At 65.0% G+C, this 21,632-nt stretch carries 16 protein-coding genes; 8 read left to right on the plus strand and 8 right to left on the minus strand.

The window, feature by feature from the left end; genetic code table 11:
- The first annotated feature begins 87 nt into the window (after window positions 1–87).
- The 4 genes from ACEE23_RS08860 to ACEE23_RS08875 are packed head-to-tail and all read left to right on the plus strand — an operon-like array spanning window position 88 to window position 3,439.
- Complete coding sequence (locus tag ACEE23_RS08860; RefSeq protein ID WP_368520763.1) at window positions 88–924, plus strand: ABC transporter ATP-binding protein; 837 nt, start codon at window positions 88–90, stop codon at window positions 922–924.
- A gap of 15 nt (window positions 925–939) precedes the next feature.
- On the plus strand, window positions 940–1,728 hold the full coding sequence (locus tag ACEE23_RS08865) for an ABC transporter permease (RefSeq protein WP_368520762.1): 789 nt from the start codon (window positions 940–942) through the stop codon (window positions 1,726–1,728).
- Between the two features lie 8 nt (window positions 1,729–1,736).
- A complete protein-coding gene (locus tag ACEE23_RS08870) occupies window positions 1,737–2,798 on the plus strand; it encodes a sensor histidine kinase (RefSeq protein ID WP_368520761.1) in 1,062 nt (353 codons plus the stop codon).
- The gene (locus tag ACEE23_RS08875; protein ID WP_368520760.1) at window positions 2,795–3,439 is read left to right on the plus strand and encodes a response regulator; all 645 of its coding nucleotides are present in this window, start codon (window positions 2,795–2,797) and stop codon (window positions 3,437–3,439) included. The genes ACEE23_RS08870 and ACEE23_RS08875 overlap by 4 nt, the downstream gene beginning before the upstream one ends.
- 145 nt (window positions 3,440–3,584) lie before the next feature.
- Here the strand turns inward: ACEE23_RS08875 and ACEE23_RS08880 are convergent, their stop codons facing one another.
- The 5 genes from ACEE23_RS08880 to rplJ form a co-directional block, all read right to left on the minus strand.
- On the minus strand, window positions 3,585–7,577 hold the full coding sequence (locus ACEE23_RS08880; RefSeq protein WP_448871577.1) for a DNA-directed RNA polymerase subunit beta': 3,993 nt from the start codon (window positions 7,575–7,577) through the stop codon (window positions 3,585–3,587).
- 111 nt (window positions 7,578–7,688) lie between these two features.
- Complete coding sequence (gene rpoB / locus ACEE23_RS08885) at window positions 7,689–11,186, minus strand: DNA-directed RNA polymerase subunit beta (protein WP_448871579.1); 3,498 nt, start codon at window positions 11,184–11,186, stop codon at window positions 7,689–7,691.
- A gap of 291 nt (window positions 11,187–11,477) precedes the next feature.
- The gene (locus tag ACEE23_RS08890; RefSeq protein ID WP_368520757.1) at window positions 11,478–12,461 is read right to left on the minus strand and encodes a DUF3068 domain-containing protein; all 984 of its coding nucleotides are present in this window, start codon (window positions 12,459–12,461) and stop codon (window positions 11,478–11,480) included.
- A gap of 190 nt (window positions 12,462–12,651) precedes the next feature.
- Window positions 12,652–13,041, minus strand: a complete 390-nt coding sequence (gene rplL, locus ACEE23_RS08895) for a 50S ribosomal protein L7/L12 (protein ID WP_368520756.1) — start codon at window positions 13,039–13,041, stop codon at window positions 12,652–12,654.
- A 76-nt stretch (window positions 13,042–13,117) separates the two neighbouring features.
- Window positions 13,118–13,639: a 50S ribosomal protein L10 gene (gene rplJ, locus ACEE23_RS08900; protein ID WP_368520755.1), complete on the minus strand. Its 522-nt coding sequence runs from the start codon at window positions 13,637–13,639 to the stop codon at window positions 13,118–13,120.
- Between the two features lie 361 nt (window positions 13,640–14,000).
- On the opposite strand from rplJ, the gene ACEE23_RS08905 reads away from it, so the two are divergent.
- The 4 genes from ACEE23_RS08905 to ACEE23_RS08920 are packed head-to-tail and all read left to right on the plus strand — an operon-like array spanning window position 14,001 to window position 19,014.
- Window positions 14,001–15,323 (plus strand): cryptochrome/photolyase family protein, encoded by a 1,323-nt coding sequence (locus ACEE23_RS08905; protein ID WP_368520754.1) that lies wholly within the window; start codon window positions 14,001–14,003, stop codon window positions 15,321–15,323.
- Window positions 15,324–15,333: 10 nt separating this feature from the next.
- Window positions 15,334–16,335: a pyridoxal-phosphate dependent enzyme gene (locus tag ACEE23_RS08910; protein WP_368520753.1), complete on the plus strand. Its 1,002-nt coding sequence runs from the start codon at window positions 15,334–15,336 to the stop codon at window positions 16,333–16,335.
- Window positions 16,328–17,650, plus strand: a complete 1,323-nt coding sequence (locus tag ACEE23_RS08915) for an FAD/NAD(P)-binding protein (RefSeq protein ID WP_368520752.1) — start codon at window positions 16,328–16,330, stop codon at window positions 17,648–17,650. The genes ACEE23_RS08910 and ACEE23_RS08915 overlap by 8 nt, the downstream gene beginning before the upstream one ends.
- A complete protein-coding gene (locus ACEE23_RS08920; protein ID WP_368520751.1) occupies window positions 17,647–19,014 on the plus strand; it encodes a Y4yA family PLP-dependent enzyme in 1,368 nt (455 codons plus the stop codon). The genes ACEE23_RS08915 and ACEE23_RS08920 overlap by 4 nt, the downstream gene beginning before the upstream one ends.
- A 126-nt stretch (window positions 19,015–19,140) precedes the next feature.
- Here the strand turns inward: ACEE23_RS08920 and rplA are convergent, their stop codons facing one another.
- The 3 genes from rplA to nusG form a co-directional block, all read right to left on the minus strand.
- Window positions 19,141–19,848: a 50S ribosomal protein L1 gene (gene rplA / locus ACEE23_RS08925; protein ID WP_368520750.1), complete on the minus strand. Its 708-nt coding sequence runs from the start codon at window positions 19,846–19,848 to the stop codon at window positions 19,141–19,143.
- 80 nt (window positions 19,849–19,928) lie between these two features.
- A complete protein-coding gene (rplK, locus tag ACEE23_RS08930; protein ID WP_290224617.1) occupies window positions 19,929–20,366 on the minus strand; it encodes a 50S ribosomal protein L11 in 438 nt (145 codons plus the stop codon).
- Between the two features lie 235 nt (window positions 20,367–20,601).
- On the minus strand, window positions 20,602–21,531 hold the full coding sequence (gene nusG, locus ACEE23_RS08935; RefSeq protein WP_448871584.1) for a transcription termination/antitermination protein NusG: 930 nt from the start codon (window positions 21,529–21,531) through the stop codon (window positions 20,602–20,604).
- Window positions 21,532–21,632: the final 101 nt, after the last annotated feature.

The following is a 21,632-nucleotide window of genomic DNA, read 5'->3' on the forward strand; positions in this document are numbered from 1 at the left end:
TAGAGACCCCGACCCCTGACATTTGTCATGCCTATGTCTGGATCTTTGGCCTACGCACCCCTTGTCCTTCTCGCCGATACTCGGGGCATGCACGCGAGCACGAACAACAAGCCCACCCCAGCTATTGAGATTCAGCACCTGACTAAAGCCTTTGGGCGCGGCAAGAAGCGGGTCAACGCCATCCGGGACCTTGACCTAACCATCCCCGCTGGGGAAGTTGTGGCCTTGGTAGGCGCCAATGGCGCGGGCAAGACAACGCTTTTCGACATGGTGCTAGGACTGACGGAACCAACCAGCGGCGCCATCGAACTCTTCGGCGGGCCGCCCGCCCGGGCCGCGAAGACGTCCCGCGTGGGCGCGGTGCTGCAGTCCGGCGGGCTTCTCCCCGACATCACGGTCGAGGAGACCGTACGCGCTATAGCCGGGCTGCACCCGCGGTCCGCTCCACTAGATGAGGTCGAGCGCGAAGTCATGGAGGAGACCCGGCTGACTGAGATCCAGGACCGTAAGGTCCGGTTGTGCTCCGGCGGGGAGCAGCAGCGCGTGCGTTTCACGCTGGCCATCCTGCCCCGCCCCGACCTCCTCATCCTGGACGAGCCGACCACCGGTATGGACATCTACGCCCGCCACGAATTCTGGCACACCTTGCGCCACCAGGCACGAGAAGGTCAAACCATCATTTTCGCCACCCACTACCTCGAGGAGGCCCAGCGCTACGCCGACCGGGTGGTCATCCTCCAGGACGGCCGAGTCACCGCCAACGGCACCGTCGCGGAAGTCCAAGGCGGCTACCCGAGCCTCGACGAGGCGGTACTGCGCTACATCGCCCCGGATTTCACCGCCGACCTCAACGCCGGTCTGCGGCCGGAGGAAACCAACGCGAAGAACTCCGAAGTCACGGCCTGGCCTACGCGACGGGCCTAGAAAGGAATTACAGGAATGACCACTACCGCAGCCGCTGCCGCGCCTGTCCGCTCCCTGACGGCGCTAAACCTCAAGCGCGCCTCCCGGGACTTCACCAACCTCTTTTTCACCGTCTTCATGCCGGTCGGCTTCTACCTGCTCTTCGGCGCCCTGCAGGACTATTCGTCCATGCCGGACTTTGCGCACGGCAACCCTAAAGCCTTCGTCATGGTCTCCATGGCGCTCTACGGCGCGGTCATCGCCGCGACCGCGGCGGCCGGCGGCACGGTCGTTGAAAGCCGCAGTGGTTGGGGCCGCCAACTAGCGCTTACCCCCACCACCCCGGGCCATTACCTGACCGCCCAGGTGCTGTCCTTGGTGCTGCGCTGCACCCTCCCCGTGGTGGCTGTTTTTATCGCCGGCGCCCTGACCGGTGCCACCATGACCGTGAGCGCGTGGGCCGCCTGCTTCTTTGTCTGCATCGCCGTTTCCCTGCCCTTCGGCGTCTACGGCATGGCCTTTGGGGAGCTTTTCCGCTCCGACAGCGCGATTACGATAGCCTCCACGCTCATCGTGGTCTTCGCCTTCGCCGCCAACATGTTCATGCCGCTGAGCGCCGGTATGCTCGATTTCGGGCGCTTCACGCCCCTCTACGGCGCCAACGCCCTAGCCAACTACCCCCTCACCGACGGGGTACAAATAATCTCCGACGAACCTTACTACCACGAAGAAGCCCTCCCCAACGCCCTAGCAAATATTGCCGCCTGGACTGCTATCTTTGTAATCACCTTCATACTGCTCAACCGCCGCCAGAAGGGACGCTAAACCGCCTCATGCACTTCTCCCGCAGCGACGCCACCAAGAGCAGCATCTGGCTGGTCTTCCTGCTGTTTTCCTTCGTGCCCTTCCTGTTCTCAGGACTCAACGGCACTGCCCTAGCAAGCGTCGCTGCCGGCTTTGCGTTTTTCGCCCTCGCCTACGCCCTAGGCTCCGGCTACCACGCATCAGTGCCCCGCCGGCGCCTGCCCCTCTTCGTGCTCGTCTGGTGCGCCGTCCTGCTGATCGGTCCGCTAGCCCTCCTGCCGCTGATCGGCTGGTACGTGCTGGTCTTCCTGCCCTATTTCATGGCCGTCTTTCTCTACGTCACGCCTGGGATGACCGGCTACGCCATGGTCGGTTGCGGAGCCGGTTTCACAGTGATCCTCCTGATCGTCTTCCAGCCGCCGAACGCCTTCGCCTTGGCCGGCCTCGCCTTGTGCACCCCGGCGTTCATGGCGCTCAACAAGAGCCTCGAGGATAGGAAGGCCGCGGAGCGCAGCGCCGAGAGCCGTCTCCGGCTGGCGCGCGAGCGCGAGGCCATCGCCAGCGACATCCACGATCTGTTGGGGCAGTCCCTGACCGTCATCAACCTCAAGTCCGAGCTGGCCCGGCGGCAGCTCCAGTTCGCTCCGGAAAAGGCCGAGGAGGAGCTGCGCGCCATTAGCGAGCTGACGCGATCGTCCCTGGACGAGGTACGCGCGACCGTTACCGCTCTGCGCCAGCCGCAGCTGGCGGTGGAGCTAGCCAATGCCGAAAATGCGCTGCACGCCGCGGGCATCGCCGCCCGCGTCCCGGAGCCCTCCCACGCCCAGGAGATCGCCGCTAAGCACCAAGTCTTGTATGCCTGGGCGGTACGAGAGGCCACGACCAATATCCTCCGCCACGCCGGGGCCCGCCGGGCCTGGATCGAGGTCACGCCCACGCGTCTCGTCGTCGGCGATGACGGCATCGGCCACACCATCTCCCCGGGCAACGGGCTAGCGGGCCTGCGCGCCCGGGTCGAAGATGCCGGCGGGACGTTGAGCATCACTTCCCAACCAGGCCGGGGCACCCGGATTGAGGTGGAAATGCCGTGACTAAAGACTGTGGAGCCAAGGCCCCCATCAAGGTTTTCATCGCCGACGACCAGCACCTGGTCCGCGGGGCGCTCGCCGCGCTGCTGAGTCTGCAGGGCGACCTCGAGGTCGTGGGCGAGGCCGCCGACGGCGCGCAGATCGTCTCCCAGGTACGCCAGTGCCGGCCAGACGTGCTCATCATGGATATTGAGATGCCCGGCACCAGCGGCCTGGAAGCGACCAAAGAGCTGCGCGACGCAGGACTGCTGGGAGCCGGCAAGGCCCACGTTCTTATCGTCACCACCTTCGGACGCACCGGCTACTTGCAGCGCGCACTGGCCGCCGGGGCCTCCGGCTTCATTATGAAGGACACCCCGCCGGATTCCCTCGCCGACGCCGTACGCCGCATCCACGCCGGCCATCGCGTTATCGATCCGGGGCTGGCGGAGCGGGCCCTTTTCAGCCCGCCCAACCCGCTCACCCAGCGCGAGGTAGAGGTCTGCCACGCCGCGACTGAGCACCACAGCGTGCGCGACATCGCCGCGGCCCTGCATTTGAGCGAGGGCACCGTGCGCAATCACCTGTCCGCCATCATGACCAAGACCGCCACCGGCAACCGGCACGCCGCCGTTGCTGCGGCCGAGGACAACGGCTGGCTCTAGCGGCCCTCCCTCGGGCCGGGCGTCAGAGGCCCTGGCGGGGTTAAGGACGGCGCACAAAGACAGCGGCCCCGCGGCCTCCCGTGAAGGAGGTGCGGGGCCGCTGTGCAGACCGAATGTGTGCGGTTAGACCGCGGGAGTACTTCCTCTAGAAGAAGTCCTCCTCCAGCGGGACAGAGGCGCCGGTGAACTCACCGAAGCTGTCGTCGCTGTAGATGGTATCGCTGTAGGTCGGGATGGAGTACGCCGCGTTGCGGGCGGCCTCCGTCGGCTTCACAGTGATGTTGCGGTAGCGGGAAATACCGGTACCAGCCGGGATCAACTTACCGATGATCACGTTCTCCTTGAGACCAATGAGCTTATCGGAGCGCTTGTTGATAGCGGCATCGGTAAGCACGCGGGTGGTCTCCTGGAAGGAGGCGGCCGACAGCCAGGACTCGGTAGCCAGGGAGGCCTTGGTGATACCCATGATCTCACTGCGCAGCTGTGCGGGCTCGCCGCCCTCGGCCACCTGCGCGGCGTTGATCTGCTTGGCCTCGGACAGGTCCACCAGGGTGCCCGGCAGGAACTCGGTCGAGCCGGCATCGATGACCGTGCCACGGCGCAGCATCTGGCGGATGATGATCTCGATGTGCTTGTCGTGGATGGCCACACCCTGGGTCCGGTACACGGCCTGGACCTCGTCGATGAGGTGCTTCTCCACGCCACGGCGGCCCAGAACCTCCAGGACGTCGTGCGGGTCGGCCGCACCGCGCATCAGGCGCTCGCCGGTTTCGACGTGGTCGCCGTCGCGCAGGGAACGCTCGATCATGGCGTCCGGGTTGGACTCCATCGGGCGGCGCACCTGGGCCAGGCCCTGGCGCTTCGACAGCTTCTCGTAGACCACGTTGTCCGAACCATCGTCCGGGGTGATGGTCAGGGTCCAGAAGTTGCCCTCGTCCGACAGGGACACGGTGCCGTCCACGGAGGCGATCGGGGCGCGGTTCTTCGGGTTGCGGGCCTCGAAGAGCTCCTGCACACGCGGCAGACCGCCGGTAATATCGCCGCCGACACCGCCCTGGTGGAACGTACGCATGGTCAGCTGGGTACCCGGCTCACCAATCGACTGGGCGGCCACGATACCGACGGCCTCGCCGATATCGACCAGGTGGCCGGAAGCCATGGACTTGCCGTAGCACTTAGCACAGACACCAGCCGGGGTCTGGCAGGTCAGCACGGAGCGGACCTTGATCTCCTGCACGCCAGCCTGGACCAGCTTGTTGGTCAGGCTCTCGGTCAGGTCGGAGCCGGCCTCAGCCAGCACGTTGCCGTCGGCGTCCTTGACGTCGGTAGCCACCACGCGGCCGGAAGCGGAGGTCTCCCACAGCTCGTGAACCGCGTACTGGCCCTCGGCGACCTCGGTGCCTACCGGCACGCGCACGCCCTGGCGGGTGCCACAGTCTTCCTCGCGGACGATGACGTCCTGGGCCACGTCGACCAGACGACGGGTCAGGTAGCCCGAGTCGGCGGTACGCAGTGCGGTATCCGCCAGGCCCTTACGGGAACCGTGCGAGTTGTTGAAGTACTCCAACACCGACAGGCCTTCACGGAAGGAGGTCTTGATCGGACGGGTGATGTAGTCACCCTTGGAGTTGACGACCATGCCCTTCATGCCGGCCAGCGTCCAGATCTGGCGCATGTTACCGGCCGCACCGGACTTAACGATCATCGGGATCGGGTTGTCATCCGGGTAGAGGTTCTCCACCGCGTTACCCACGGTGTCGGTGGCGTCCTTCCAGAGCTCAACCAGGCGGTCGTAGCGCTCGCGCTCGGTCAGGGCGCCCTGCTCCCAGTACTTGCGCTCGATCCGCTCGGCTTCCTTCTCGTAGGACTCCAGGATCTCGGTCTTGTTCGGCAGAACCAGAACGTCGGACATGGTGATGGTCACGCCGGAACGGGTAGCCCAGTAGAAACCAGCGTCCTTCATCTTGTCCAGGACCTGAGCCACGGTGATCATCGGGTACTTGACGGCGAGATCGTTGATCACGTCGCCCAGCAGCACCTTGTTGCCGGACCCGCCCTTACGGACCATGACGCCCTCGAGGTACGGGTAGTTCCACGGCAGCAGTTCGTTGAACATGATGCGGCCGATGGTGGTCTCCGCCAGCCAGGCCTGGCCGCGCTCCCAGCCGTCCGGGAACTGCTCGGCCTCGATGTCCTCCGGCGGACGCAGGTGGTCGATGCGCACCTTGATCGGCGCCTGCAGGCCCACCACACCACGGTCGCGCGCCATGAGCGCCTCCGCGTAGGAGGAGTAGACGCCGGTGGCCGGCTTGTCGGTCTCCGCGGCGTGGAAGCGGCCCTCGCCGCCGATCTCGTCCTCGGCCTTGTCCATGGTCAGGTAGTACAGACCGGTGACCATATCCAGGCGCGGCATAGCCAGCGGCTTACCGGAGGCCGGGGACAGAATGTTGTTGGAGGCCAGCATCAGGACGCGGGCCTCGGCCTGGGCCTCGGCGGACAGCGGCAGGTGGACTGCCATCTGGTCACCGTCGAAGTCGGCGTTGAAGGCCTCACAAGCCAGCGGGTGCAGCTGAATGGCCTTGCCCTCCACCAGCTTCGGCTCGAAGGCCTGGATGCCCAGGCGGTGCAGGGTCGGCGCGCGGTTCAGCAGCACCGGGTGCTCGGAAATGGCCTGCTCCAGCACGTCCCAGACCTCGGAACGCTGGCGCTCGACCATGCGCTTAGCGGACTTGATGTTCTGCGCGTAGTCGTTTTCCACCAGGCGCTTCATGACGAAGGGCTTGAACAGCTCGAGCGCCATCAGCTTCGGCAGACCGCACTCGTGCAGCTTCAGCTGCGGGCCGACGATAATAACCGAACGGCCGGAGTAGTCCACGCGCTTACCCAGCAGGTTCTGGCGGAAGCGGCCCTGCTTGCCCTTGAGCAGGTCAGACAGGGACTTCAGCGGGCGGGAGCCTGGGCCGGTGACCGGACGGCCGCGGCGGCCGTTGTCGAACAGGGCGTCCACGGACTCCTGCAGCATGCGCTTCTCGTTGTTGACGATGATCTCGGGCGCGCCCAGATCGATCATGCGCTTGAGGCGGTTGTTGCGGTTGATCACGCGGCGGTACAGGTCGTTCAGGTCGGAGGTGGCAAAGCGGCCACCGTCCAACTGGACCATCGGGCGCAGCTCCGGCGGGATGACCGGGATAGCGTCCAGGACCATGCCGGCCGGGTCGTTGCCGGAACGCAGGAACGCGGCGACGACCTTCAGACGCTTCAGGGCACGCATCTTCTTCTGGCCCTTGCCGTTGTTGATGGTCTCGCGCAGGACCTCAGCCTCGGCCTCCAGGTCGAAGTTGCGGATGAGCGTCTGGATGGCTTCCGCGCCCATGCCGCCGGTGAAGTAGTCCTCGTAGCGGTCGACGAGCTCTTCGTAGATGTTCTCGTCGATGATCATCTGCTTCGGGGCCAGCTTGACGAAGGTGTTCCAGATTTCGTCCAGGCGGGCGACCTCGCGCTCGCCGCGCTCGCGGATGTGCTGCATCTCCTTGTCCGCAGCGTTCTGGACCTTGCGGCGGGCGTCCGCCTTGGCGCCGGCTTCCTCCAGCTCGGCCAGGTCGGCCTCGAGCTTGGACGCGCGCTCGGCGATTTCCGCCTCGGTGTCGTCCTCCACGTCCTTCTTCTCGAGCAGCATCTCGCCCTCGAGGGTGGACATGTCGTTGTGGCGGGCCTCTTCATCCACGGAGGTGATGATGTTGGCCGCGAAGTAGATGATGCGCTCCAGATCCTTCGGAGCGAGATCCAGCAGGTAGCCCAGGCGGGACGGGACACCCTTGAAGTACCAGATGTGGGTAACCGGAGCGGCCAGCTCGATGTGGCCCATGCGCTCGCGGCGGACCTTGGACTTGGTGACCTCGACGCCGCACCGCTCGCAGATGATGCCCTTGTAGCGCACGCGCTTGTACTTACCGCAGGCGCACTCCCAGTCGCGGGTCGGACCGAAGATGCGCTCGCAGAACAGGCCGTCCTTCTCCGGCTTCAGGGTTCGGTAGTTGATGGTCTCGGGCTTTTTAACCTCGCCCTTGGACCAGCGACGGATGTCTTCAGCGGTGGCCAGACCAATGCGGAGCTCGTCGAAGAGGTTTACGTCGAACACGTAAATTCTCCCTTTCATCCTCGTTTAACGAGGAATTGTTGGCATTTGAAAAAGTAACTTGTTTCCTTGCCCGCCGCTGGAAAAACCAGCGGCGGACCTAAAGCAGAGTCGCTAGGCGATGTCGGCGGCGGAACCCTCATCGCGGGACAGGTTAATGCCCAGCGAGGAACCGGATTCCATGTCGTCTTCATCCGAGCCGGAAAGCTCCATCGGCGTGCCGTCGGTGGACAGGACCTCCACGTTCAAGCACAGCGACTGCAGCTCCTTGAGCAACACCTTGAAGGATTCCGGGATGCCCGGATCCGGGATGTTCTCGCCCTTCACAATGGCCTCGTAGACCTTCACGCGGCCGACCACGTCGTCCGACTTGATGGTCAGCAGCTCCTGCAGGGTGTAGGCCGCGCCGTATGCCTGCATGGCCCACACCTCCATCTCGCCGAAGCGCTGGCCACCGAACTGGGCCTTACCACCCAGCGGCTGCTGGGTAATCATGGAGTACGGACCAGTCGAACGTGCGTGGATCTTCTCATCCACCAGGTGGTGCAGCTTGAGCATGTACATGTAGCCGACCGAGATCGGGTACTTGTACGGCTCGCCGGAACGGCCGTCGAACAGCGTGGCCTTGCCCTCGCCGTCAACCAGGACGTCGCCGTCGCGGTTCGGGCGGGAGGACGCCAGCAGGCGGGAGATCTCTTCGTTGGTCGCGCCGTCGAAGACCGGGGTGGCGGTCAGCGAGTCGGCCGGGACGTCGTAGAGATCTTCCGGCAGGGTCTTGAGCAGGTCGGCGTTAGCCGGGTCGTCGACGTCGACCTTCCAGCCGGCGTGAGCCAGCCAGCCGAGGTGGACCTCGAGGACCTGGCCGATGTTCATACGACGCGGAACACCGTGGGTGTTCAGGATGATGTCGACCGGGGTACCGTCCGCCATGAACGGCATGTCCTCCGGCGGCAGGATCTTGCCGACGACACCCTTGTTGCCGTGGCGGCCGGCCATCTTATCGCCGTCCTGGATCTTGCGCTTCTGGGCCACGTAGACGCGGATCATCTCGTTGACGCCCGGGGCCAGGTCGTCATCGTCTTCGCGGCTGAAACGAGCCACGCCGATGACCTTGCCGACCTCACCGTGCGGGACCTTCATCGAGGTGTCGCGCACCTCGCGGGCCTTCTCACCGAAGATGGCGCGCAGCAGGCGCTCCTCCGGGGTCAGCTCGGTCTCGCCCTTCGGGGTGACCTTACCGACCAGGATGTCGCCCGGGCGGACGTCGGCGCCGATGCGGATGATGCCGCGCTCGTCCAGATCGCTGAGCACGTCCTCGGCCACGTTCGGGATCTCGCGGGTGATTTCCTCGGCACCCAGCTTGGTGTCGCGGGCATCGATCTCGTGCTCCTCAATGTGCACGGAGGTCAGGATGTCCTCTTCGACGATGCGCTGGTTGAGGATGATGGCGTCCTCGTAGTTGTGGCCTTCCCACGGCATGAACGCCACGAGCAGGTTGCGGCCCAGCGACATTTCGCCGTTGTGGGTACCCGGGCCGTCGGCCAGCACCTGGCCGGCCTCGACGCGGTCGCCCATGGACACCAGCGGGGTCTGGTTGTAGTTTGTGCCCTGGTTGGTGCGCTCGAACTTGCGCAGCATATAGGTGTCACGCTGGCCCTCGTCATCCATGATGGTGATGAGGTCCGCGGTCACGTCCTCGACCACACCGGCCTTCGGGGTGATGACCAGGTCGCCGGCGTCGTAAGCCGCGCGCTGCTCCATACCGGTGCCCACGTACGGGGACTCGGATCGCACCAGCGGCACCGCCTGGCGCTGCATGTTCGCGCCCATCAGTGCACGGTTAGCGTCGTCGTGCTCCAGGAACGGAATCATGGCGGTAGCCACGGACACCATCTGGCGCGGGGAGACGTCCACGTAGTCGACGCCGGAAGCGTCGGTCACGGCGATGTCGCCGTCGCGCTGGCGGACCTCGATACGGTCGCCGACGATGTTGCCCTCGGCGTCCTGCTCGACCTCGGCCTGGGCGATGGAGAAGCGGTCCTCCTCGTCGGCGGTCAGGTACTCGACCTGGTCGGTGACCTTGCCGTCGACGACCTTGCGGTACGGGGTCTCAATGAAGCCGAAGGAGTTCACGCGGGCGTAGGACGCCAGCGAGCCGATCAGGCCAATGTTCGGGCCCTCCGGGGTCTCAATCGGGCACATGCGGCCGTAGTGGGACGGGTGCACGTCTCGCACCTCGATGCCGGCGCGCTCACGGGACAGGCCGCCCGGGCCCAGCGCGGACAGGCGGCGCTTGTGGGTCAGGCCGGACAGCGAGTTGTTGTGGTCCATAAACTGGGACAGCTGCGAGGTACCGAAGAACTCGCGGATAGCTGCCGAGACCGGGCGCACGTTGATCAGCGAGGTCGGCGTGATGGACTCCGCGTCCTGGGTGGTCATGCGCTCGCGCACGACGCGCTCCATGCGGGACAGGCCCACGCGGACCTGGTTCTGGATCAGCTCGCCCACGGTGCGCAGACGACGGTTGCCGAAGTGGTCGATGTCGTCGGTGTTGATGGAGATCATCTCACCGTTCGGCGCCTTCATTTCGCGCTCACCGACGTGCAGGCGCACCAGGTACTCCAGCGCGACGGCGATGTCTTCCTCGGTCAGGGTCATCAAGCCGTCGTGGTCGCCGCCCAGGCCCAGCTTGCGGTTGACCTTGTAGCGGCCGACCTTGGCCAGGTCGTAGCGCTTCGCACGGAAGAAGGAGTTGTCCAGCAGGGACTGAGCAAGCTCGCGGGTCGGCTGCTCACCCGGGCGCTGCTTGCGGTAGATCTCCAGCAGGGCCTCGTCCGTGTTGGCAACGCCATCGGACTCGAGGGTGGACATCATCAGCTCGGAGAAGCCGAAGCGCTCGCGGATCTGCTCTTCGGACCAGCCCAGGGCCTTGAGCAGCACGGTGACCGGCTGGCGGCGCTTGCGGTCAATGCGCACGCCGACGGTGTCGCGCTTGTCCACGTCGAATTCGAGCCAGGCGCCGCGGGACGGGATGACCTTCACGGAGTGCAGCGGGCGCTCCGTGGACTTATCGATGGTCTGGTCAAAGTACACGCCCGGGGAACGCACGAGCTGGGAGACGACAACACGCTCGGTGCCGTTGACAATGAACGTACCCTTGTCGGTCATCATCGGGAAGTCGCCGATGAACACCGTCTGAGACTTAATCTCCTGGGTGTCATTGTTGATGAACTCTGCGGTCACGTAGAGCGGCGCCGAGTAGTTGATGTCCTTTTCTTTACACTCGTCGACGGTGTTCTTCACCGGCTCGAAGCGCGGCTCGGACAGCGACAGGGACATATTGCCCGAGTAGTCCTCGATCGGGGACAATTCCTCTAGGATGTCCTCCAGGCCAGAGGTAACGCGCGCGTCGTCGCCGCGTTCAGCCTGCTGGCGCTCACGCCACTCCGGCGTGCCGATGAGCCATGCAAAAGAATCAAGTTGTAAGTCAAGGAGGCCCGGAACCGCAATCGGCTCGCTAATCTTAGCGAACGAATAACGCTTCGGGGCTCCAGGGATATTGGCCACTGACTTGGTCTGGCGGGAGACTGCCAAGATGGGTCCTTCCAGCACCTCACGCGGATCACTTCCCCGCCTGGGAGGGGCGAGCAAGCAAAACCGCTGGTAGATTTAGCATTCGGTCTGCTGTGGAATCAGCGGGCTCAGGTAGCACAAAATCACCTTGTCAAGTCGCTTTACCATCACCACGTGCCAAGGCTAAATGTGCACTGGGGATCCGGATTCCAGCGCAACGAAACAGCCTATATCAATTCCGGCGATTTGTAAAGAGGCGCGCGATCGTCTATGTGCCCACCCGGGTTCCTAGTCGCGAACGCCGAGGGCCACGCGGTCTGAGCCTTAGCCTCAGAGGGCCCGCTTAACCTTCTGGCCGCGCGGACCGAAAACCCCGAAGACTCCCAGCAGCCCAATGATGGTCAAGACAACGCCTAGGCCGAGGCCAATCCAGCGCGCGATATTCGCGACCTGCGGATCCGGAATCTGGCCGGCCTGCCCGATGAGCTGGGCGCGATCCTCGTCGGAGGTGGAGGCCTGGAAGACGAAGGCGTCCTCGCGGCGTTCGCCCTCCCGAGTGCCATAGTAGTCGTCGATGTCTAGGTCCATGCCGACCACCATGCCCGTGGCGTGGTCGACGTAGATGCTGCGCTTGCCGGAATGGAACAGGTAGCCGGGCTCCGTGCCGCCCTCGGGCGTCTCGAACTGGGTGGTGTTACCCATCCCCGCGTACAGCGTGGCGACATTGACCGGGGCGATCTCCTGGTCGTAACGGTAGATCTCCCGGCCGTCTATCTCCTGCTCCTCGGCGAAGACGGCGTCTTCTGCCTTCCGCAGGGTCGGATCGAAGACCGGGTAGGTGGTCTTTTCCGCCTCCGACGGGAATTTCAGCCAGTAGCCGTCGATGGCCACCTCCGCCGCCGGCGAGGCGATCGTGTGGTTCAGGCGGGCCTTGTCCTGGGCCGCACCGCTGACGCGGTCGATGGGGAAATTCCACACCTGGGCGCTGACCAGGTTCTCAACGTCGCCGGCGTCGGCCTCGGTGCCGCGCACGGTGGTCTGCCCGACCCGCAGGGAGGCGTCCTCCTTGCCGGAGGGATCCACGGTGTCGTAGTGCAGCTGGTAGGCCAGCGGGCCCTCGTAGGGCTGCGTCCCTTCTTCGCTTGTGGTCTGCGCCCGCCCGTCCGGGTCGCTGAAGCTAAACGTGGTGTGCTCGGCGTCCAGCGGCAGCTTGGCCCGCAGGTCTAGGAAGACAGGCGCGAGCGCGCCCGCGGCGATCAAAGCGATGCCGAGGCCTAGAACGATCACGGAGATGATGCGGGATTTGGGCAGCATGGTACAGCATCTTACAACCCAGCAATTGCTGGTTGATAATGAAACACCCGGTTTCCGGCGTGCGAAAGCTGCCCGGAAGGGGGTGAGAACATGAAAAACCTCCGCCTGCTCCCGCGGTGATGCGGGGCAGGCGGAGGTGGTTTAAGCCTTGAGGAGGCTTAGGCCGAAGCCGAAGTGAGTCTGATTGAGACTACTTCAGCTCGACGGAAGCGCCAGCCTCTTCCAGCTTGGTCTTGGCGGCCTCGGCGTCGTCCTTGTTGGCGCCTTCCAGGATGGCCTTCGGAGCGGACTCAACGAGCTCCTTGGCTTCCTTCAGGCCCAGGCCGGAGACGATCTCGCGGACAGCCTTGATGACGCCGATCTTCTTGGCGCCAGCGTCGGTCAGAACGACGTCGAACTCGTCCTTCTCCTCAGCAGCAGCGTCGCCACCGGCAGCCGGAGCGCCCGGAGCAGCAGCGGCAACCGGAGCGGCAGCCTCAACGTCGAAGACCTCTTCGAATTCCTTGACGAACTCGGAGAGCTCGATGAGGGTCATTTCCTTGAAAGCTTCAATGAGCTCGTCCTTGGTGAGCTTAGCCATGATGGCCATCCTTTCTGTGTGGAACCCAGACGGTTCCGAATTGTGGTGTGTACGTGGTGCGTAGATTTACGCGGGTTTAAGCTTCTGCTTCCTTCTTGTCCTGCAGCGCAGCAGCGGTGCGGACCATCTTGGTTGCAGGAGCGTTGAATACAGCCGCAGCCTTTGCCATAGAACCCTTCATGGCGCCAGCCAGCTTCGCGAGAGTGGTCTCGCGGTTGTCCAGCTCGGCGATGGCCTGGACCTGCTCCGCGGTAAGCGCGTTGCCGTCCATGTAGCCACCCTTGACGACGAGTGCCTTGTTGTCATCAGCGAACTTCTTGATGACCTTCGCAGCATCCACTGCCTCGCCCTTGATGAACGCAATAGCGGTCGGGCCAGTCAGCAGATCGTCAAGACCCTCGATGCCGGCTTCAGCGGCAGCGATCTTGAAAAGGGTGTTCTTGGCGACGGAGTAATCAACGTCAAAGCCCAAGTCATTACGCAGTTCCTGCAGCTGAGATACGGTCAGGCCGCGGTACTCGGTCAGCACGACAGAGTTAGCACCGTCCAGCTTTTCCTTCAGCTCTTTCAGGTCTGCAGTATTTTTTGGGTTTGCCATTTGATTCTCGCCTCCTTCCAAAACATCTCTTTTGTTTTCCGCCGGGGCCCTCCGCCGCCCTTACCGCCAGCCCCTTATGGGTTGGGCGATTAAAGGACAACAAAAAGCCCCGTGCAAGAGCACAGGGCGCGGGCGAAAGGACGTGCTTTCGCTTAGTGTCGCAAAGTGTCTCCTGCGTGGGCCGCTCCCAACGGGTGGGAAACCTTCGATCCATTCCTGGATGACCAACGGTCTTCGGTGAACTTTGTACGGGCGCCGCCGAACTCGAGGTGATTCGAGCGCGCAACGCCGTTCAAACTTCGTCGGTTAGCCTAACAGCGGCCCAGGTAGAAAACCAAATTCCGCGTCTATCATCGCACCCATGACGTGTGTGATGTGGTTTCGCGACGATCTCCGCCTTTCCGATAACCAGGCCCTGACCTGGGCCAGCGAGCAGGGCGAGGTGGTCGCCCTCGTGGTAGATGAACCGGCGCACCCAGGCACCCGCCAGCTCGGCGGGGCCGCCAAGTGGTGGCGCGAGCGTTCCCTGTCGAGCCTGCGCGAACGCCTCGCGGAATACGGCGTGCAGCTGCTGCGCCGCAAGGGCGACGCCCGCACCGTCGTGCCCGAGTTCTGCGCCGAGGTCGCCGCCACTTCCGTTTCCTGGACCCGCCGCTACCACCAACCGTTGCGGGAGGTCGACGCGGCGGTCAAGCAGGCGCTTTCCGATGCCCGCGTGAACGCCACCTCCCACCCCGGACACACCCTGGTCGAACCATGGGAGGTGCTCACCCTCAAGGGTGAGCCCTACCGGGTCTACACGCCGTTTGTCAAGGCCGCCCGCCAGCAGCTGCGTGACGACGATCCCCTGCCCGAGCCCACCCTGCGCGGCGCGCCGGCCCCCGCCGATAAGGAAGCCGGCACGCCCCACCAGGCCGCCTGGGAGGACAAGCTCGCCCAGTATTGGACACCAGGGGAGCCGGCAGCCCGCGCCAAGCTGGCAGCCCTCGACCTCACCGACTACGCGAAGTGCCGCGACTTCCCCTCCAAACAGGTCACCAGCCTGCTCTCCCCACACCTGCGTTTTGGGGAGATCTCCCCTCGCGAAGCATGGGTGGCGGCCGCCGAACTACCCGGTTCCGCGAAATTCCACTCCGAGTTGCTGTGGCGGGACTTCGCCTGGCACCGGCTCTACCACCTGCCGGACCTCGCCACCCGCAACGTGCGAAAGCGGTTCGACGGCTTTGACTGGGCATCGGAAAGCGAGCACCTGCCCGCCTGGCAGCGCGGGGAGACCGGGATTCCCTTGGTCGATGCCGGCATGCGAGAGCTGTGGGAGACCGGGTACATGCACAACCGCGTGCGCATGGTGGTGGGTTCCTTCCTGACCAAGAACCTAGGCATTCATTGGCGCCGCGGGGAGGAGTGGTTCTGGGAGACGCTTGTCGACGCCGATCCCGCCTCCAACCCCTTCAATTGGCAGTGGGTGGCCGGCTGCGGTGACGACGCCGCGCCCTTCTTCCGCATTTTCAACCCGTTGACGCAGGAGCAGAAGTTCGATCCGGATGGGGAGTACGTCGCCCGCTGGACGCCGCCGTTGTCTCCCCCTCCCATCGTGGACGTAAAGGAATCGCGCCAGGCCGCCCTAGAGGCCTACGCGGACATGAAGGAGCAAGCAGCTGCAGGCTCCGCGGATTCGCACTAGCATTGGGGAAATGACCACCCCACCACCGTGCAGTTCGACCCGCCCGCCGATTGGCAACACCCCCTTGATGCGCCTTGACCGGTTGCACGAGCGCGAGGACGTCCACATCTATGCCAAGCTCGAGCAATTCAACCTCGGCGGTTCAGCGAAGGATCGCACCGCCCGCGCGCTTCTCAACGCAGCGCTGGAGGCCGGCGAGGTTGGGCCGGGTTCCACGCTCGTGGAATCCTCCTCCGGCAACCTCGGCATGGCCCTTGCCCGGCTCGCCCCGCTCGAGGGAATGCACTTTCACTGTGTGGTGGATCCGCGCGTCAATCGCAGCACCGTGGCCACAATGCGCGCCTTCGGGGCGACGGTGGAGATGCTCGAACACCCGGATCCGGAAACCGGGGATTGGCTTTCTGCCCGCCGCAGCCGCGTGCAGGAGCTGCTGCGCGAGATCCCGCGCTCGCACAACCTCAACCAATACGCCAACCAGGCCGCCTTCCATGCCCACGCCGAGGGAACGATGCAGGAAATCCTCGAACAATTGGGCGCAGCGCCCTCTCACCTGATGGTGGCCATGAGCACCACGGGCACCCTCGGCGGGTGCGTGCGCAAACTCGATGAGGTGGGGGCGGATACCCGCACCATCGGGGTGGATGCCCTGGGTTCTGTGCTCTTTGGCGGTACCCGCGGCACCCGCTTATTGCCCGGCTACGGCGCCGGGGTGGTCACCGATCTTTCCACCGCCTTCACCCCATCCGAGGTGGTGCGCGTGCCGGACCTCGACGCGGTCGTCGGCGCCCGAACCCTCGCCTTCCGCGAGGGGTTGTTGCCGGGCGCTTCGGGCGGCGCCGTGGTCGCCGCGGCGCTGCGACGCATCCCCGAGCTAGAGCCGGGTTCACGGTTGGTGCTGATTCTTCACGATGCCGGCCACGCCTACCTCGAAACCATCTACAACGACGAGTGGGTCGCCGAGAACTTCCAAATCTCGCCGCCCAACTGCGCGCGAAGGTGGAGGCATGAGTAGGAACGTAGCGATCATCGGCGGCGGCCCTCGCAGCCTATGGGCGGTCGAGGAGCTCATAGACCGCGCCCGAGCGGAACTTACGGTCACGGTATTCGACCCGCACCCCGCCGGCGCGGGTGCGGTGTACCGCCCGGATCAACCCACGTGCTGGCGGTTGAACGTCTCCTCGTCCATCGTGCGCAGCTCTGTGGAAACCTTTGGCGAGTGGTGCACCCACCGCGGCATTCCCGCCGAGGAATTTCCCCCGCGGGCCGTCGTGGGTCAATTCCTGGCAGATGCCTGGGCCGCCGCCGTACACCGCAGCCCCGCTAACCTGCAGCTGCGCCATCTCCCCCGCCTCGTTCACGCCGTGCACCAGGATGCCGATGGGCGCTACCAAGTGATCGTGAGCGGCGAGCCCGAATCCGCCGCCGAGATCGCGCAGGCACGCTTCGACGAGGTATTAGTCTGCACGGGTCACGCCCACGATCACCCGACGGCCCTCCACCACCGGCCCAGCGCCGTGCCGGTCACCGGGTTGTACTTCGGCGCCGACCTCCCCACCAGCCCTAGGCGAATCGGCACCCGCGGCGCAGCGCTGAGCTTTATCGACGTGTGCCTGCGCTACCCGGAGGCCGAGACCATCTACCCCGTCTCCCGCAGCGGCCGCTTCATGGAGGTCAAACCCCCGCTCCCTGAGTTCCCCTCTTACCTGCACGCCGCGGCCCGCACCGCCGGCTCCGCCGCCGAAGTGCGGAAGGTGCTGATCGATGCCGCCCTCACCCTGGGTGATTTTGCCGCCGCGCAGCTGCACCACGTGCTGGACGGCGAGGACTTCACCGGTGACGCCGTTGCCGAATTCCATCATTCCCTCCGCGTCGCCCGCGGGGACGCACCGCTCCATGCGGCCGGAGCCATCGGCGTGGCCTTCCGCGGCCTGTTCAATAACTTCGTCGACCACCACGCCCACGACGGGGTCATCCCCGGGTTCGCGGAGCTCGCCCGCACCCTCGAGCGGGTGTCGTTCGGGCCGCCACCCATCACCGCGCAAGTGCTCGCCGATGCCCTCGATTCCGGGCAGGTGGATACCACCTACCTCGCCCGCCCCGAAACGATCGACGAGTGGATGGGCGGCTCGACCGGCCCCGCCCCGGACATCGACCTGCTCATCGACGCCACCATCGCCCCACAGGGCCGCCCGACCCCCTTTTCGGACGTTCCGGGCGTGGTAGAAATTGGCCGCAGGAACGAAAAGATCCTCCCTGGCCACGATTCCTTGAGCCGCGACAACCACACCGACATCCCCCGCTGGGCGGAGAAAGTAGGAAAGCCATGACCTCCCACCCGCACTCGCCGCTGCCCATCCACGGTACCGTCCCCTTGGCCGCGCGCCTCGAGCCGTGGATGCGCGATCTGCTCGCCGATCCCTCCCAGGTAGCCGAGCTCACCCAGCGCTTCGGCTCGCCGGTCAACGTCCTGGATACTTCCGCCCTGCGCCGCAACGCCGCCGAGCTCGTCGATGCCGGCTCCCACCTTGGCGTTGAGACCAAGGTCTTTTTCGCCCGCAAGGCCAACAAGGCTCTGGCCTTCGTCGCCGCCGCGCGGGAGGCCGGGCACGGCGTGGACGTAGCCAGCCTCGATGAGCTGCGCCAAGTCCTCGCTGCCGGGGTCGCGCCCCAAAAGATCATCCTCAGCGCCGCCATCAAGAACGAGGAGCTGCTGCGCACCGCGGTTAAGGCCGGGGTGGTCATCTCTTGCGACAACATGGGGGAACTAGCAAGCATCGGCAAGCTTGGCCCCGCCAAGGTCGCCCCGCGACTCGCCCCCAACCCGCAGCACCTGCCGCCCACGCGCTTCGGCGAGCGTTTAGAAACCTGGCTCCACGCCGACTGGCCCGCGAACGTAACGGTGGTCGGCGTGCACGTGCACCTGCACGGTTACTCCGAAGCCGACCGGCGCACCGCGCTCGGCGAGGCCGTCGCCCTGATCGAGGCTATGCGTGCACAAGGCCACCCCGCCTCCTTCATCGATATTGGTGGCGGCGTGCCCATGAGCTACCTGGAATCCCCACAACAGTGGGAGCACTACCTGAGCCGCATCGACCAGCAGCGCGCTGGCGAGGGTGAGCAATTCACCTGGAAGTCCGACCCGCTGCGTAACACCTACCCGTTCTGGCAAAGCCCCACCCGAGGAGAATGGCTCCGTGCGCTGCTCAGCGGCGAGGTAGCAGGTTATGGCACTGCCGCCACGGCGCTGTCCTCTCGCTCCATCGCCCTCCACTTGGAACCAGGGCGCAGCCTCCTCGACGGCTGCGGGATGATCCTCACCACCGTGTTCTTCCTCAAGCAGCGCTCCGACGGGCTGCCGCTCATCGGCGTGGCCATGAACCGCACGCAGTGCCGCACCGCCGCGGATGACATCCTGCTGGACCCCTTCCTCGTTCCCACCGGTCAGGGCGAGCGCCACCCGCGCACGGGTTACCTGGTGGGCGCCTACTGCATCGAGGACGAGATCATCATGCGCCGCAAGATGGACTTCCCACAGGGCGTGGCCGTAGGCGATACCATCGCCATTCCCAACACCGCCGGGTACTTCATGCACATCCTTGAATCCGCCTCGCACCAGATTCCCTTGGCCAAAAACGTCGTCCGTGACGGCGGCGAGTGGATCCTCGACGCAATCGACGAGCCTGCCGCGTAGGGCGGGACGCGGCGCCGAAGCGGAATGGAAGGCCCCCGGCGCGGCGTCGGAAAGCGGGGCGGGCTACAAAACGCCAAAAGGCGCCACGCTCACTGTGAGCATGGCGCCGTGACGCGAGGCGGGGATTTACTCCGCTGCGTAGTCCTTCACCACGGAGGCATCGACAGGGATGCCGGGGCCGGAGGTGGTGGAGATGGTGGCGCGCTTGATGTACACGCCCTTCGCGGAGGAAGGCTTCAGGCGCTGGATCTCGTCCATGAGGGCGCCGTAGTTCTCAGCCAGCTTCTCCGCGTCGAAGGAAGCCTTGCCCAGGATGGCGTGCAGGTTAGCAGCCTTGTCCACGCGGAAGGAGATCTTGCCGCCCTTGACCTCGGAGATGGCCTTAGCCACATCGTTGGTCACGGTGCCGGTCTTCGGGTTCGGCATCAGACCACGCGGGCCCAGGACGCGGGCCACGCGGCCGACCTTGGCCATCTGGTCCGGGGTGGCGATGGCCACGTCGAAGTCCAGGTTGCCGGCGTTGACGGCCTCGAGCAGCTGCTCGGTGCCGACGATGTCGGCGCCCGCCTGCTCAGCCTCGGTAGCCTTCTCGCCCTCGGCGAAGACGGCCACGCGGACGTCCTTACCGGTGCCGTTCGGCAGGGAGACGGTGCCGCGGACCAGCTGGTCGGCCTTGCGCGGGTCAACGCCCAGGCGCAGGACAACGTCGACGGTGGCGTCGAAGTTCTTGGAGGAGGTCTCCTTGGCCAGCTTGGCGGCCTCTAGCGGACGGTACAGGCGGGAAAAGTCAACCTTTTCCGCGGCGGCCTTGTAAGCCTTGGATTTGGTGCTCATTATTAGCAGTCCTTTTCTTGAATAAAGGGTGGTGTGGTCTTTGGCGGGCCGGAGCTAGCCCTACCACATGCAGTTGTTTCTTAGGCCGGCGCGCCGTCGACGGTGATGCCCATGGAGCGGGCGGTACCGGCGATGATGCGGGCGCCGTTCTCGATGTCGCGGGCGTTCAGATCCTCGAACTTGGTCTGAGCGATTTCCTTGCACTGATCCCAGGTGACAGAGCCAACCTTGTCGGTGTGCGGAACGCCCGAGCCCTTCTTGATGCCGGCGGCCTTGAGCAGCAGCTTCGCTGCCGGCGGGGTCTTCAGCTTGAAGTCGAAGGAACGATCCTCGTAGACGGTGATCTCCACCGGCACGATGTTGCCGCGCTGGTTCTCGGTTGCGGCGTTGTAAGCCTTGCAGAACTCCATGATGTTGACGCCGTGGGCACCCAGTGCCGGGCCAACCGGCGGGGCCGGGTTAGCGGCGCCAGCCTCGATCTGCAGCTTGATGAAGCCAGAAACCTTCTTCTTAGCCATCGAATTACCTCTTTCCTAGTTACCGGCACGCCCGCCACGATGAATAACGGGTGCCGTCCGGATGCTTCCCCTCTTTCGGTTCGGCCACCGGGGATGAACGAATAACGGCGTATGCGGCACTTGGCCACACACGCCGGTCAATATTACGGGACGGGCCCTGTCAGACCCAAATCCCGGTTTGTCTCCGCGCTGGCGAGACACGGAGCTCCGCGCCAGCGGGAGACTGGGGTGAGTTTTAGTTGATGCGCTCGATAGCGGTCGGCGACAGCTCGACCGGGGTCTCGCGACCAAAGATGGAGACCAGGCCCTGCATCTTGCCGGTCTCCTCGTCGATCTCGGAGATGGTCGCGGACACGGAGGCCAGCGGGCCGGACAGGATAGTCACGGCCTCGCCCACCTGGAAGTCGTGGGCGATCTTCTTCTTGGCTTCCTTCTCCGGCATGGCCACGACCTGCTCGCCCTCGGCGGCGTTGGCGGCGGCCTCGCCGGTCTTCGCGGCGGTGTCGTTCGGCATCAGGAACTTAGCAACCTCGCGCGGCTTGACCTCGGTGGCGTTACCCTCGTTGCCCACGAAGGAGGTAACGCCCGGGGTGTCGCGGACCACGGACCAGGCCGCGTCGTTGAGCTCCATGCGGACCAGGACGTAGCCCGGCAGCAGCTTGCGCTTGACGATCTTCTTCTTGCCGTCCTTGTTGGCCTCGAGCACCTGCTCGACCGGGACGATGACCTCGAAGATGGAGTCCTCCACGCCCAGGGTCTGGGCGCGCATGTCCAGGTTGGTCTTCACCTTGTTCTCGTAGCCGGAGTAGCACTGGATGATGTACCACTTGCCGTCGCGCTTCTTCAGCTCGGAGGTGAAAGCTCGCAGGCGGCGGCGGTAGTCCGCCTCCGGGTCGACCTCTTCCTCGCCCTCGGCGCCTTCCTCGGCCTGGCCCTCAGCCTGCGCGGCGTCGGTGGACTCGGCGGTAGCGGCGCCGTCCACGTTCTCGGCACCCTCGGCCGCGGCCGGGGCCTCGCCCTCGCCGGTCTCGGCGGTAGCGGCGTTGTCGACGCCGTCCGCGTTCTCGGTGCCTTCGGCGCTCTCGGCGGCGTCGGCAGCCTTGTCCTGGATGCTTTCCAACAGGGCCGACTCGACGGAGTTCTCGAGGTTGTTGTCTTCGCTCACTGGATTCTTCCTCACCTTGGGGTTTCGCGTGCCACCGATTATAGGCGGTGGGCTAATAAATTATCCCGCCCTCCCCATCATCGGGAAGCGGCGGGACTAAG

The sequence above is a fragment of the Corynebacterium sp. 32222D000AT genome, from assembly GCF_053546955.1.

Bases quoted from the DNA above. Each gene is read 5' to 3' on its own strand.
- ACEE23_RS08860 (WP_368520763.1), top strand. From the start codon at position 88: ATGCACGCGAGCACGAACAACAAGCCCACCCCAGCTATTGAGATTCAG.
- ACEE23_RS08865 (WP_368520762.1), top strand. From the start codon at position 940: ATGACCACTACCGCAGCCGCTGCCGCGCCTGTCCGCTCCCTGACGGCG.
- ACEE23_RS08870 (WP_368520761.1), top strand. From the start codon at position 1,737: ATGCACTTCTCCCGCAGCGACGCCACCAAGAGCAGCATCTGGCTGGTC.
- ACEE23_RS08890 (WP_368520757.1), bottom strand. From the start codon at position 12,461: ATGCTGCCCAAATCCCGCATCATCTCCGTGATCGTTCTAGGCCTCGGC.
- rplL (WP_368520756.1), bottom strand. From the start codon at position 13,041: ATGGCTAAGCTCACCAAGGACGAGCTCATTGAAGCTTTCAAGGAAATG.
- rplJ (WP_368520755.1), bottom strand. From the start codon at position 13,639: ATGGCAAACCCAAAAAATACTGCAGACCTGAAAGAGCTGAAGGAAAAG.
- ACEE23_RS08905 (WP_368520754.1), top strand. From the start codon at position 14,001: ATGACGTGTGTGATGTGGTTTCGCGACGATCTCCGCCTTTCCGATAAC.
- ACEE23_RS08910 (WP_368520753.1), top strand. From the start codon at position 15,334: ATGACCACCCCACCACCGTGCAGTTCGACCCGCCCGCCGATTGGCAAC.
- ACEE23_RS08915 (WP_368520752.1), top strand. From the start codon at position 16,328: ATGAGTAGGAACGTAGCGATCATCGGCGGCGGCCCTCGCAGCCTATGG.
- ACEE23_RS08920 (WP_368520751.1), top strand. From the start codon at position 17,647: ATGACCTCCCACCCGCACTCGCCGCTGCCCATCCACGGTACCGTCCCC.
- rplA (WP_368520750.1), bottom strand. From the start codon at position 19,848: ATGAGCACCAAATCCAAGGCTTACAAGGCCGCCGCGGAAAAGGTTGAC.
- rplK (WP_290224617.1), bottom strand. From the start codon at position 20,366: ATGGCTAAGAAGAAGGTTTCTGGCTTCATCAAGCTGCAGATCGAGGCT.